Source organism: Rhizobium sp. CC1099 (assembly GCF_029714385.1).
Taxonomy (GTDB): Bacteria; Pseudomonadota; Alphaproteobacteria; order Rhizobiales; family Rhizobiaceae; genus Rhizobium.
In genome coordinates this window covers 65,566-79,225 of record NZ_CP121643.1, presented here as the reverse complement: position 1 = coordinate 79,225, position 13,660 = coordinate 65,566, and the positions used below count along the sequence as shown (strand labels likewise).

The following is a 13,660-nucleotide window of genomic DNA, read 5'->3' as shown; positions in this document are numbered from 1 at the left end:
TGATTGCACCTGATCGGATCCCACTGAATATGTCTCAGGTGCAGCGTGCCCAAGGGGATCCCTATTGCCCCGGTGGAACTACGAGTTGTGGCCAGTTTTGCGACACGGTTGCGGGCAGACATGAATGCAGTTCAAATGCTCTTTGTTGCTATCCAGGCAATGGTCAACCCGGAGACTGTGTGTTCGCTGACAAATGCCAATGATAAGCAGCGACACCCGCGCGAAAAAGGAACGCAAGGTTTTTTCTCGGCGCGATGAGACAAAAGCGGTGAATTGGTGAGGTAATGTCCCTCGTCAGTCATAGTACGACGGTTGCTCGCTCTCTTCTACCGAACGTAGCAGCACCTGGAAAAAAGTCTGTAGGGCAAAATTTAAGAACGGGTGAAATTTCAGGTTTGCAACGCTCCGACGGGGGACCCGGATCATGCGGCATGAACTGGACGCGCGCGAATACAAGCTCCTCGTGAACCCTAAACGGTTCCTGGAGGCACCTGCAGACACCGTCGCCGACATCTTCTGGCAAGAGCATCTGAAGCCGCTTATCGACGCGCGGCTCGGGTTGCGCAGTGGTGGGGAACCACGCCACGCGGGTCGGTTCGACATGCGAACCGAACGCATTGTCCGCTTTTGGGATACCCCGGACTGTGCTCTCACCCGGGCCGACCTTGCATTACGAGAGCGCCTGCCCGTTGAAGATGAAGCCCGAGCCGGCGCAAGGCCGAAAATCACGCTCAAGCTGCGGACGCCGGACCTCTTCGTCGTGGCCTCCACCGCCTTGCCGGGGAATGGACGAAAAGTCCAAACCACGTTCGAGGAGGACATAGCTCCCCTCGAGGTCGACGATCCGAAGCCAAACAGGCGATCGGTCGTCGTACCGGAGAAGCGATCGATCCGCAGCCGTTTCGCCCGCTCCACGACCCAGAAGGTGGAATGGACGACCTCCTCCCAGACGCTGGCCGATCTCAGTCTCATGTTTCCAACCGTTCTCGACATTGTCGCAAGCTCGGGTGCACGACCTGCCACGCAAACAGGATTGATCGGCGGTCCGACCGTTCGCGAGCTCGTCCTGGAGGGTCCGAGCGTCAAGCTCAGCGCTGAAATCGTCGGAGAGTTCGCGCTTACATTGTGGTTCTTCGGCTCGGACCATGTCCGCCCCACAGTTGCGGAAATATCCTTTAAGTGCACCACCGTCCGCGGCGACATGCCCGGCAGGGCGGCGCGACGCGCGCTCGACCTTTTCATCGGCATGCAAGGGCTCGGTGGCTGGGTGAACACCGAGCACTCCAGCAAGACTTCGCTGGCGTTGCCTAAGGGATGCGGAAGGCCCGTGGAATAGACAAGGGCTCGTGAGCCACGCCGCCGCCCCGGGGGCACGGCACCTGTCATCAGCTTATGAGTTCGCGTCGATAGAGTACCCGAACAGACTTTTTTGACGGAGGAGAACGGGCATGGATATCTATCAGCAGATCTGGGACGCCGACCAAAGCGGCAATGGCGTGAAAGCCATCCTGGCCGGGGCTGGCGACGCGCCGGAAACAGGTTATGTCAGAGTGGACAATACCGATAGCCTGGAAAGTCCCCCCGGCGATCTCAAGGTCCTTTCCGAAGTGCGGATTCCGGACAACAAGATGAAGACCTATCATCTGGTCCGGGCTCTGTTCGACAACTACGCGCTCGACGAGCGCGATGTCGAGGTCGAAACGCCGGAAGAGCGTGCCGAGGTGCACGAACTCCTAGAGGCCATCGTCGACACGGCGCCGATGCAGGTCGCGCGCGCCTATATCTCCGAGGAAACCGGCACGCCGATCTCGCGCGACCGCTGGTATGCGACGCTGACCGAGCAATGGTTCCGCCGCTTCTCCCAAAGCGGTGACCGCGACCTCTCCGGCTTCGAGCACGTCTTCGTTGGCGAGCAGGAGGGACCGAAGGTTCAGGGCTATCACTTCTGGTACAAGTATCACCTCGATGACGGCCTCGCCTTGCACATCGACCGCAACAGCTTCCCCGGTTTCCGGGACGATCGGATCGTCTACCTGCGTGGAGAATACAAGGATGGACAGGAGCACTTCCCGGAATCCGTGACGATCTCGTATCGTTGGAATGCACCCGACTACGACGCTGGCACGACCCGGCCGCTGACGAAACCGATCGGCGGCTTCTTCGTCGGCTGCAGCGTCGAAGGCTTGATGGCCATAGGAGCGGTGCGGGCCCATCGCGGCGCCCGTGCACCGAAGGAAGCGGTGATCAATGGCGCCCGCTATGACATGAAGCTCTTCCTCGATCAGAGCCAGCGGTTTGTCCGCACGTTCTATCCGGTCTATCTCGGGCCGGCCGGCGAACGGCCTTTCGGCGGCACGGGCGAAGGAATGCCAAGAGAGACGCCGCGGGTCGTCAGCGGCGCCGTCAAGATCGTCGCCGCACTGGTCAATCCGATGGGCCACGACGAGGGCAAGGAAACCGTGACGCTCGTCAATACCGGCATCGACACGATCTCGCTCGACGGCTGGTTCCTCGTCGACAAGATGAGCAACCGCTTCGGCATCAAGGAGGTGACCCTCGCGCCCGGCATGGCGACGACCATCCTGTTGCCGCGCAATTCCGTCCAACTGTCGAATAGGGGCGGCGAAATCCGGCTCGTCGACCGGGCGGGTTCGACGAACCATCTCGTTACCTACAGCAAGACACAGGCCGATCGGCAGGGTGAAACGATCATATTCTGAGCGGCCGCGTGCATTGATCCGGCAACCACAGCGTCTGTTGTACCCAGATATTCGAGGGGGATGCGATGAGTGACAATTGGCAGAACGTCGTACTGCGAAACCAGCATCCCAAATTGCGGATGTTCGCCAATTGTAACGCGGACGTCAGTTCCGCCAAATCTGAGGTACAGCCGGCGCTGCGGGTAGACAGCGTTGAACTCGCGGCCTCCACGCCGCCACTCGCGACGGCCATTGCACCTGACCCCACCCCGCCCAGCGGCACCGTCAAAAAACACGGGATCGACGTGCAGGCGCAACGGGAGGCCGTCGAGGTCAGCGTTTTAGTCCGCTCCACCGATTCACTGCCACCCGTGCCTGGCCAGCAGACACTGCGTGGCATGGCGACCCGCACGATGACGTTTGATGAAATCTACAATCTCGCCCGCGAGCCCAGCACGATCTTTATCGAACCGGCCGATGCCCTCAAGCTGCCCCGGCCGATCAAGGGCAGTGCCGGCAGCGCCGCTCCTGCTCGCCGCGTCCAGGGCGTCCCCCCGGACGAACTAGGGGATGGCAAGGGGATGCTGATCGGGATCATCGATGTCGAGGGCTTCGACTGGGCCCACCCGGATTTCCTCGTCCAAGGGAAATCGCGCTTTGTCAGTATTTGGGATCAGGGCGCCAAGGTTGGCCGCAATCGCAAGGGCCTGAAGCGCGGCCGGGTGATCTCCGCCGCGGACATGCAATCCGCACTGACCGACGCCGCCAAAATAGGCGTCTCGCCGCATGATCTCGAGCCGCAATCGCAGATGGTCGTGGGCTCGCACGGAACCCACGTCGCCTCCATCGCTGCCGGCAACAGCGGTCTCTGCAGCGCCGCCGAAATCGCGGCAGTGCTGATCGCGCTGCCAGAAGACGAGATCGACCGACGCACCTCGTTCTACGATTCGACTTCCCTGCTCGACGCCGTCTACTACCTGCTCGATCTCGCCGGTGAGCGCCCCATCTCAATCAACATCAGTCTCGGAACGAACGGCCACGCCCATGACGGCTCGAGCATCCTCGACCGCTGGATCGACGTCTTGCTGTCGGAGCCCGGCCGTTCGATCTGCATCGCCGCCGGCAATGCCGGGCAGGAACGACCCGAGGCTCCGGACGATCTCGGCTACATGATGGGTCGGATTCACGCGAGCGGCAAAATTGACGCCCAGGGCCTTGATCACATCCTCGAATGGCAGGTCGTCGGCGACAAGATCAAGGACGCATCGGAGAATGAGCTCGAAATCTGGTATGAGCCACAGGATCGCTTAGCCATCAGCATCCGGCCGCCCGATGGAGACTGGATCGGCCCCGTCTTGCCGGGACAGTTCATCGAGAACCACCAGTTGCCAGACAGGACGCTGATCAGCATCTATAACGAACTGCATCACCCGACCAACGGTGCCAACTACATCGCCGCCTACCTGACGCCGTTCTTCGGCAAGGACCTGATCATCGGTATCCCTGCCGGCGTCTGGCAGGTTCGGCTGCACGGTCTGGTTATCCGAGAAGGCACCTTCCATGCCTGGATCGAGCGCGACGATCCCGCCGATCTGGGTGACGGAAACTTTTTTTGGCCCTCGTTCTTCACCGACGCCTCGCATGTCGACAGCTCCTCCGTCAGCGCGCTGGCCTGCGGTCAGCGTATCGTCTCGGTCGCCAATCTCGATGAACTGAAGCGACGCGCCCACATCACCTCGAGCCAAGGCCCGACCCGCGATGGCCGGTTGAAGCCCGACATCACGGCTCCCGGCACTGAGATCGTCGCCGCCAACGGCTTCGGCGATCCAGACAATCCTTGGATCGAAATGACCGGCACGAGCATGGCCAGTCCCTTTGTCGCCGGTGTGATCGGCCTGATGTTCGCCGCCAATCCGACGCTCACAGCCGCCCAGGTCCTCGGCATCATCAAGGCCACTGCACAGCCCCTGCCGGGTGCCACCTATCAGTGGGTGCACGATTTGGGGTTTGGCGTGATTTCTCCGCGGGCCTGTGTCGACGAAGCCTCCCTCGCGCTCATCCGCACCGAGTTGAAGAAGCCCACTGCGCCAACTGCTGCAGCGCCAGTCGCCGCGGTTCCTGCGCCCCGCCATGGCGCTCCCCAAAAAGCCCTCACGACACGACGCCCCCCGAGGACCGCATCATGAAAATCACGCTCCTACCGTCCGAGAAGGGCGATTGCCTGTTGATCGAATCCGGCGCCATCAGCATCCTCGCCGATGGCGGGATGCCGGGATCCTACACCTCGGCGGTGCGCGGCTTCCTCGGCAAATGGGCGGAAGAAACCGGCAAGGACCTCGACCTCGTCTATGTCTCACATGTCGATCAGGATCATATCGCCGGCGTACTGCAGTTGCTCGAAGATACTGTGCAGTGGCGCGTCTTCGACCACAAGCAAACCAACGGCCAACCAGCCACCAAACCGCCCTTCAAAAGGCCTCCGAAGATCAAACGCATCTGGCACAATGCGTTTAAGGCCATGGTCGACGAATCCGAGGCAATCGGCAGCGTTCTCGCTGCCCGCGCCAACACGCTTTCCAGTTCGATCAACCCGTCGCTGCTTCGGCTCGCAGATGCCTTTCGAAGCGTCGCGAACTCCATCCCCGAGGCAATCAAAGTGTCCCGCCGCATCGCCGCCGACCAGCTGAACATTCCGCTCAACGGTGAGTTTGGCAATCTGCTCGCCATGGTCCGCGGCCAGGAGGTAATCAGCCTCAACCCCGCCAGCGACCTTGCCATCCGCGTCATCGGTCCATCCAAGAAGGATCTCGAAATCCTCCGCAAATACTGGAAGAACTGGCTGGCCAACTCCGAAAATGCCGGCAGCGTCGACAAACTCGAGGCCTGGCTCGAGGACAACGAGGGCCCCCTTCCGCCCGGCTTCGGCGTCTCCATTGATGACGAGCTGGGCAAAAGAAAGAGCGTCACAGAGCCCAATCTTGCCTCCCTCATGCTGTTGCTCGAGGAGCCCAAGGCCGGCGGTGGCGTCACGCGCGTCGTCCTGACCGGCGACGGCCATTCCGATGATGTCCTTGCCGGCCTCACCCATCATGGCCGCCTCGTCGATGGGTCCGGATTGCATGTCGATGTGCTGAAGCTCCAGCACCATGGCTCCGAACACAATCTCGACCGCTCCTTCGTTAAGCGCATCACCGCCGATAACTACCTGATCTGCGCCAATGGCGAGCACGAGAACCCTGACCTTCGTGTCCTCGAAGTGCTTCTCGACTCGCGCTTGGGCGCGGCCGAGCAACTCTCGCCAAACCCGCAAGCCGGCCATCCATTCACCATCTGGTTGAACTGCAGCACCGATTATCTGGAGAAACAACAGGCGGCTCACATCGCCAAGAAAGGCGCACCATCGGACAAGCTCGCCAAGTGCATCGCCCACTTTACAGTAGTCGAACAGAAGCTCGCAAAAGCCAAGCAGGCGAGCAACGGCCGGCTGAAGCTGAAATATCTGAGAGCCTCTCCTGTCGGGCTGGAGGTGTGAACGGACAACGCCACGAAGTAAACGCAAGTTAGCTGGCCGGAATCTGCGCCGGATCGCCCAAGCGATTCGATTGCACAACTTCCGTCTACAACCAGCGAGCAAATTTTGACCCGGGATCTGCGGGATAGTTCGGTAATCACTGCTACGGATAGCCTCCTGAAGGGATTCGAACAGGCGCACCGCCTAACTGAAGGCGGCAACTTCATCGAGGAACGTCACCCGTTCGGCAAGATCGATAGAGCGGCCCCTCGTAGACCTCGCCGTCGGAGTCGCGGAACGGATCGTAGGCGCGCATGTCGACTGGATCCATCGCACCAATCTCGCGCGGCTCGTCGATTTCCTTTGCTGCCGCCGCGATGGAGGGACCGATGATACGTTTGATCGTTCGCGGCATGCCCGTCCATTCGGGACTTGCCTGCTTCGGTTGGCTTCCAGCAGGCGGATTGATGGCACTGAAGGCAGCGGGAAAGGAAGCCGCACCCGTTCCGGCGAGCTGATCCATGTCGAGATGCCAGTCAGCATAAAGTTGATCCTTGTGCTGCGAGCGATCGAAGTCTTTCAAAAATGCGGGTGGAAGGACGTCTGCGTCATAAAGCCTCCCAAGGTGGGCTATGTTGATGCGTAATTCCGAACGGCAGAGTAACGCGTCGATGCTCAACCGCAAGTACCTATTTTGGACTGTTTCAATCAATTCCTCGGAGCAAGCCAATGGCTCGCCGGTCGACTGCTGGCGGCGACAAAACTCGGTTAGCCCAAGCGTCTTTACTCGTGAATTTTCCGCTATCCGCTGCCTTACCGAGGGTCACCAGTTCAGTCGGTCCACCGTGCCGGCCAGCCCGCCGAAGCGCGTGGGATCACTGCTTTTGGTTCAGTGCCTTGCCCGCGATATAACAAATTCGAATGTTAACCTTGGACGAAAATCGCCTCCTGGATGCGACCGTAGAAAAGGCCTGTCACAGATGCTGGAACTCGCCAAACACACCTTCACTGATCGACAGCAGGCATGTGACGATGACCAGCAGGCATGCAAGATAAAGGGTCATTAGCAGCAGGTAGGAAACGATGACCGCCTGTAACGTCCACAGTTGAGGCACGACAGCGTCGCATCCGAAGAATCTTATCATCGCGGTACTGCTGTCGTAGCCGCAGCCCAGGGCCTTTCTGAGACTTTCAGCTTCCGCCCAGAGCCCAATCACAGCCCTGTTGCCCGACAATCCTGGACCCGTGTCGATGACGGGTGCGGTCAGGCTCTGGCGCGCGACAACATAGGCGGGTATCAGGATGATCGATGTCGCAAACAGCCACAGTGCCAGGACGAACCAGCTGCGCTGACGCGCCCTTGTCCGGCGCTGGCGTGTCGCGGCAATAATGACGAGCGTCAACGCTAGAATAATGAAGGATGCGAGAGAGCCGTTCGTCAGTTCGCTGCCAGGACCATCGCATGCCAAGCCCGGGAGAGGCGGAGCCACAGCCAGTAGCACCGAGCCGAACAAGGCAAGAATGGATCCAACCAGTTGACCCGCCCTTAGAATTTTATGGGAATCCATTGGTGTCCCGCTCACTGTTGGCATCGATTGGGTGATTTTTGAGCTCGTTTGCCAAGATAGATCAAATCGAGAGGCTGGGCATCGTCATCGAAATGGTTGGGAGGCTGCCACATCGCAACCTCGCTGACGATGGTTCCAACCGGCTCTTCCGCCCAGATGCAATAGATGCCGTACATGGCCGAGAAGTTGACGGGCGAGGAAAGCCCCGCGCGCCGGAACTGTCGCGGATCGGTCTGGTATGGTTTCGAATAGAAGATCGTAATCCCTGACTGTGGACGCGTCATTGGCAGATCGGCCCACAGCCGCACCTCGATCTTCATCTCCATCCGCGTTCCGCCGGCAGGATTCGCGCTGCTCCCGAGCGTCTCGCCGAGGAAGCTTGCCTGGTATCGCCCATCTGCGGCGATGTCGGCGGCCGTTTCCACATCGTTGACGGACGCACTCCCCCCGAGGATACGAGAAACTATTTCGTTGAGCGTCGCGAATTGCTGCGAAAGCCCTTCGAGCGACTGGATCGAAAAGGGCATCTGCCTCGCATCGAGCGCATTCATCCAAGCCTGGGAAATAGGTTTCATCGCCGCGAGGCTCTCGGCCAGCGATGGAGGGCTGATATTTCCACCTAGGTCCTGCGTCCGTTTATCAAACAGGTCGAGGCCGTCCCTGAGCTGATTTTTCAGTTTGCGGTCGAGAAAGACAACCAGCTGATCGCCCCTCTCGATCCGCTCCTTGACATCGGCATTGCCGATATCGGCTGTCGGTACCAACAGGCTTGGTTTTTGCGCAAGTCCCACAAGGTCTTCGCTGCCATTGACCCGGAAGAGAAATTCAATGAGATCCCCATCTAGACGGAAATGCCTTTCAGCGACCGTCTGGCCGATTTCGAACAGAAAGCCCGCGGGCTCCCGTTTCGTGAGCGCGACGCTTGCCAGGCCAAGCTTTGCATCGACAGTCATCACCTGTCCGACATCGGAGTTATCCTTGTTTGCGGCGAGCAGTTCAAAGAGCAAGCCGTCTGGAACGTCCGCACCTTCGACCGTATGGAACGCCCCCGACTCTTGTGCTTTGGGGCCGTCCAAACCAAGTCCGCTTGCGAACAACGCAAACAGCAAGACCCATCCCGGCAGAAGCCAATGTCCGATGTTGCGGCTTATCATTTTTCTCCCATCCCTTCAGGTGACATCTCCACCCAAGCTGCGCCGTCGGCTGGCTGTACCAACGCAATTTCTCGCGCTCGGTCCTCAATCGACTTGCTGAGCCGATAAAATTGGGCGCGCTCTGCCTCCGAAGGATCCCGACTGCCGATTCCCGGCAGAACGAACTCGACATAATCCAAGAGGTCTTTCAGGTTTGCATGTGAAGGGTAGGTCCAAAGGCCCTTCGATATCAGCGCATTATCGACAATGGCCTGGGTCAGATAGGTCTTGCCGACTGCGGTTGCCCGCTTGCTCGGCTCTGAGGACACCAGCACAATCATCTGCTTGTCGTAGATCAGCTGTCCGAGGCGCGCCCCATTGAAAGGTCCGAGTTTTCTCCCTTCGGCGACAACAGCCGAAGCAGACGAACATGTATCGAGAACAAGAACAAGATGGCGAGCGTCGATTGCGGCAAACGACGTGGTCAGCTCCGTATCGGTGATGGCGCAATCGCACGGTTTATCCCGGGCGATGTTATACGCCGGATCGGTATCTTGCGGCATGATCTGAAAGACCTTCCCTTGCTCCACGCCGTGGGCCGCGACGTAGAGAACCACCGCATCGTCTGGGCCAACGGGCTTGAGGCTTTCGGCGATTTCGCGCGGCCACTCGTTGGTGTTCACGGGCCGGCCGGCCAAAAGAGCGAGAACGCCGAGAATGGTTTTCTTGTCAGCAGGAAGAACCGGCGGCCGTTGCTCTCCCGGGACGAGCCGCCCGGGCGAACGTGCCTCAATTGGCACTTTGACGAGTTGGTAGTGCATGCCTTCATGGTCGATCGCATTGCCGAGACCGTTCAGAAATGCTTCGGAACTGGCCACCGCATGGCTAAGGACCAGACCGTTATTGTCGTTCGCGTTGACGCCGACGGCGATGACATACATAGTCCGCGTGGCGATCTGTCCAGCCGGATGTGGAATGCTAAAGGCGAACGGTGCTGACGGCGCCGACCGACGCCCTGTTGCGTTGAACGCATAGGCGGTAAAGACGGTTTGCGAAATCGCCGGGTCTTTCGGCAGCATGACACTGTATGTCATCTCGACCGCGCCGTCCGGATCGACCTTTGCCTTGTCCGATTCGCTTATGTCACCGGCTGTTGCCGCGACGAGTTGGCCATCGCGGAACAGTTTCAGGTCGAAGGCGCCCGATTGCGCCACGGGATCCGCGACAAGCCCTGGTCTCGTTATGACGGTGACGTCTGCGCGTCCCGCGTCCAGTGGCTTTACCCCACTGATGGATACGGTCGGCGGCTCTTCGATCAATCGACCCTCATCGACATGTCCGGGCTTTTCTCCCCCAAACACGTCCCCAATCAGGCCCGGCGAGAAATAGGGTTCCATCAGTGCTTCGAACGAAATCGCGTGACGGACGTCTTCTGGATCGAGACGCCAGCGAAAATCCCCGAGAATGTCGAAATTGTTGGTATCGAAACGGCCGGTCGGATCGACCGCGATCCAGCTGCCGTCCGACGTCTCGAACAGGCTCAGTTTAGGCTCTAAGCTGACCGCATCGAATACATCGACACCGAGGCTCGCAACGAGCAGAAGTCTCTTGTCCGGGGTAAACGCTACGCGCCTCACATCCTCGTAGGATCCCCAGATGCGCCGAGGCGGGCCAAAGCCACTTCCCGCCCGCGGCACAGCGAAGAGCTTTCCGCTCTCCACACCAATGACAATGCTCCCATCCACGGGGGAGATTGCCAGCGTGCGGACATGTTGCGGCACGGGGTCGGCCCCCCATTCGTCGACGGGAATCACGAGCTCCGGCTTGCCGGAGCCTTTGAAATCGAAGCGCCAGACACCACCGCGTGTGGCATACAAAATGGATTTGCCGTCGGTGTCGAACACCGCGTCCTCGACATATTGATCCTCACTGAATTCGGCCATCGATGATGGCTGGCCGACCTGGAAAACCCGCACACCATATTCGTTGCACTGGATGAAAAGATCCGCGGTCGGATGCGGTACAAGACAGGTCGTGTGCCATTGAGAGTCCGGAACATATATGATCTCGGTCTCGAATGTGTCGGCGCGCAATTGATAGAGCGGCCCGTAAATCGTGGCGTAGAGCAGATGGTCGCCGTCCGGAAGGTAGGCGATGCTAGTCGTCGGGTAGAGCGCCTGCGTGACGGCGGAGAGCTTTGTCGGCCCATCCGGTGACCAGCGCGTCAACTGCTCTGCCGGGGGATCGGCGTCGCCTTGGAGCCGCTGAACGGTAACGATTGAACTATCCTTCGGGCTGACGGCAAACACGCGCCCGGCGATATTAACGTCTCGCCCTGAAGTAATGTCGAGCAATCGCGTGTTTGGAGGCGCAGGGTCGACATACATTCTTTTTGGACCACTCGCCGTGTTGGCAAGCGCCAGCGCTCTCCCTTCCCCGAGAAACGACAGTTTGGCGCGCCGCTCAAATTCGATCTTCGGGTTGATCCGCTTCGAAACCGTCGCCGACAGCTGCCCGCCAGGCCCCGGCGCTACGATCTCCCAGACAGCAAAGCTGCCATCCGCGCACGCGGCCAGGAGATGGGTGTCATCGAGAAAGGAGAGCGCCAGAGTGTCCTGCGCACCGAACCGGTCGTAGGCAGCGTGAAACCTCGTCCCTATGGAAGGGTCCGGCAGGTAGACGAGATCGATGTTGCAGCCCATGCCACCGTAGGCAAGCCAGGATCTGGTCTCGGATATCGCCAGGATGTTCCCGCTCAGTCCGTCGATCCCCGACAAAGCAATGTCGGCCTGGACCGCCCCGAGATTGGCATCGAAAATCGAAAGAACAAGCTTTCCCCTGCTTGGACCGGTCAGCTTCACCTGGAGGTTGTTTGCCTCGTCGAAGGTCGCGAGACCAAAGGCACCCATCGTGCTCTTGCCGGTTTCGGTGAGCTTCACCGTTTCCCAGTTGATGACCGCTGTATCCTCCACGTAGCCGAAGAGCTTCTGATCGTTGGAATAGAATCTGAGGTCTCGGGGTCGCCGGTCATAGCGGGGTGAACGCGCGAGAACCCTTCGGCTGCTGGCCTCGACGAGAGTGACCTGGAAACTGCCATTCCCGCTCGACAGGGAGAGCGCGATCAGTTCTCCATTGGAACTGATCGCCGCGTCCTCGATCCACTCGGGCTCGGTCACGAATTTCGACAGGACTGCTCCGGTCGCGCTTTGAAGCAATTCGGCGCGCCTTACTTCCTGTGCCGAGAAAATGAACGCGCCATCGCGGCTAACGGCGACGTGGTTAATCGCGGCCTCATGCTCCGGATAGCGTGCGACAGGCAGGCCCAGCGCCAGATCCCACATCATCACGAAGCCGTCAGCGCCACTTGTCACAAGCCAATGACGGTCGGCGCTGACGACCGCGTTGCGTACAGGACCCGAATGCCCGAACGGGATTACGAGACGTCCGAGGTCGGCGGCGCTCAAGACGTCCGGGACCACCAATACAAGCATGAGAATGAGGTATCTCGCTACTGCAAACATCACCCGCCCCCCCTCTGGAACGTCGGCAGTTCAATTGGTATTGATCTGCTTTGCGTTTGGTCGCCTTCAGCGTAATTCTACGGAATAATTTTTCCAACTTTACTTGTCTGACCGCACCCTCCAAGGTTCACCTGGAAAATAATCAGATCAGATCAAGTATTAGACTGCCATTTATACTACGCCTCACGCCGAAAATGCAACCACACAAGCGGCACGGGGCGATCCCGCGCATCGTGCCTCATGACCTGAACGGGCAGGCTCCGGCGTCAGGGGCACCCAGTGTTCGCGGACCATGTACTTCAATTGCGTTTCCGAACACTTTATCGTTAAAGAACTTCCTCGCTGCACACCAACACGCTTGCTGCCGTTTTGCAGTTAATCGTAAGACTCTTACCTCAATCGTTTCAATAAGATAGCGTGGCATTTAATTTGAGACTAGTCAGTTAATGTGAGATTTTCGTGTGGATTTTGGCACTTAGTTTGAGAATTACCGCGGGGAATAGCTGGCTATTGTCATTGCAGCAATAAGATCGGTTATAGTGGCATTGGCAGCCGCCAATCGCCTCGAGAATATTAAATGCCCCGACCCGCTTGTACCGCCGCATTCTCACGATTAACTGCCAAAGGACACGACCCCAAATTCGGTAACTGGGGCAAATTCGGTGGCCTAGCAACGTCGAGCCGACTGGACCACTCATGATCGGCGCGACGAGGCTGGGAGCAGCGGTTTATCGGTTGTGCGCGGTTCTGGCGAACTGCGAAACCGATAGGAATCACCGACGTAACAAACCTCGTGCTGGACCTGCGTTGTTCCGAGATGATGCCGCCCCTGAATGGGCTGTTTGTCGGGGTGTCCTGCTGGTGAGAAGTTCGTCCTTTCAGTTGCCTGAGAGGAAGGAATGCAATGCCAGCGGAGAGACTAAAGATGCGGCGTGTCCGCGAGATCTTAAGATACCGATTTGAGGAAGTCCTTGACCACAAGTCGATTGCTGTGCGCGTTGGTGCGGCGCCGTCGACGGTGCGTGAGCCGCAGCGCCGTGTCGAGATTTCCGGGCTTTCCTGGCCGTTGGGCGATAATGTCAGCGATGCGGTGCTGCAACGATGTAACCTTGCTCGACGAGATCAATCGCCAACCAGCTAAGGTTTCGCCACGAACCGCTGTAGCCGTGCGACAGGACAACAAGTGGCCGCCCCGTTGACGCACGTTTCGCATCCCGAATAGCCGGGA

8 protein-coding genes and 1 pseudogene are annotated in these 13,660 nt (G+C 59.2%); 5 read left to right on the top strand and 4 right to left on the bottom strand.

Annotated features, from left to right (window positions below; translation table 11 throughout):
* The first annotated feature begins 424 nt into the window (after window positions 1–424).
* From QA644_RS33775 to QA644_RS33760, 4 genes are all read left to right on the top strand, one after another.
* On the top strand, window positions 425–1,336 hold the full coding sequence (locus tag QA644_RS33775; protein ID WP_283074272.1) for a hypothetical protein: 912 nt from the start codon (window positions 425–427) through the stop codon (window positions 1,334–1,336).
* 112 nt (window positions 1,337–1,448) lie between these two features.
* Entirely contained in the window at window positions 1,449–2,720 is a 1,272-nt protein-coding gene (locus QA644_RS33770) for a hypothetical protein (protein ID WP_283074271.1), read from the top strand.
* A 65-nt stretch (window positions 2,721–2,785) separates the two neighbouring features.
* Window positions 2,786–4,885 (top strand): S8 family serine peptidase, encoded by a 2,100-nt coding sequence (locus tag QA644_RS33765; RefSeq protein ID WP_283074270.1) that lies wholly within the window; start codon window positions 2,786–2,788, stop codon window positions 4,883–4,885.
* Window positions 4,882–6,231 (top strand): MBL fold metallo-hydrolase, encoded by a 1,350-nt coding sequence (locus tag QA644_RS33760; protein ID WP_283074269.1) that lies wholly within the window; start codon window positions 4,882–4,884, stop codon window positions 6,229–6,231. Before QA644_RS33765 ends, QA644_RS33760 begins: the two co-directional genes overlap by 4 nt.
* Before the next feature lie 202 nt (window positions 6,232–6,433).
* On the opposite strand, the gene QA644_RS33755 is transcribed toward QA644_RS33760, so the two are convergent.
* The 4 genes from QA644_RS33755 to QA644_RS33740 form a co-directional block, all read right to left on the bottom strand.
* A complete protein-coding gene (locus QA644_RS33755; RefSeq protein ID WP_283074268.1) occupies window positions 6,434–6,889 on the bottom strand; it encodes a hypothetical protein in 456 nt (151 codons plus the stop codon).
* Window positions 6,890–7,184: 295 nt separating this feature from the next.
* Window positions 7,185–7,700: a hypothetical protein gene (locus QA644_RS33750; protein WP_283074267.1), complete on the bottom strand. Its 516-nt coding sequence runs from the start codon at window positions 7,698–7,700 to the stop codon at window positions 7,185–7,187.
* Between the two features lie 89 nt (window positions 7,701–7,789).
* On the bottom strand, window positions 7,790–8,932 hold the full coding sequence (locus QA644_RS33745; protein WP_283074266.1) for a hypothetical protein: 1,143 nt from the start codon (window positions 8,930–8,932) through the stop codon (window positions 7,790–7,792).
* A complete protein-coding gene (locus QA644_RS33740) occupies window positions 8,929–12,432 on the bottom strand; it encodes a WD40 repeat domain-containing protein (protein ID WP_283074265.1) in 3,504 nt (1,167 codons plus the stop codon). The genes QA644_RS33745 and QA644_RS33740 overlap by 4 nt, the downstream gene beginning before the upstream one ends.
* A 925-nt stretch (window positions 12,433–13,357) precedes the next feature.
* Here QA644_RS33740 and QA644_RS33735 point away from each other — a divergent pair.
* A pseudogene (locus tag QA644_RS33735) lies at window positions 13,358–13,531 on the top strand (IS21 family transposase); the annotation flags it as partial.
* Window positions 13,532–13,660 lie beyond the last annotated feature (129 nt).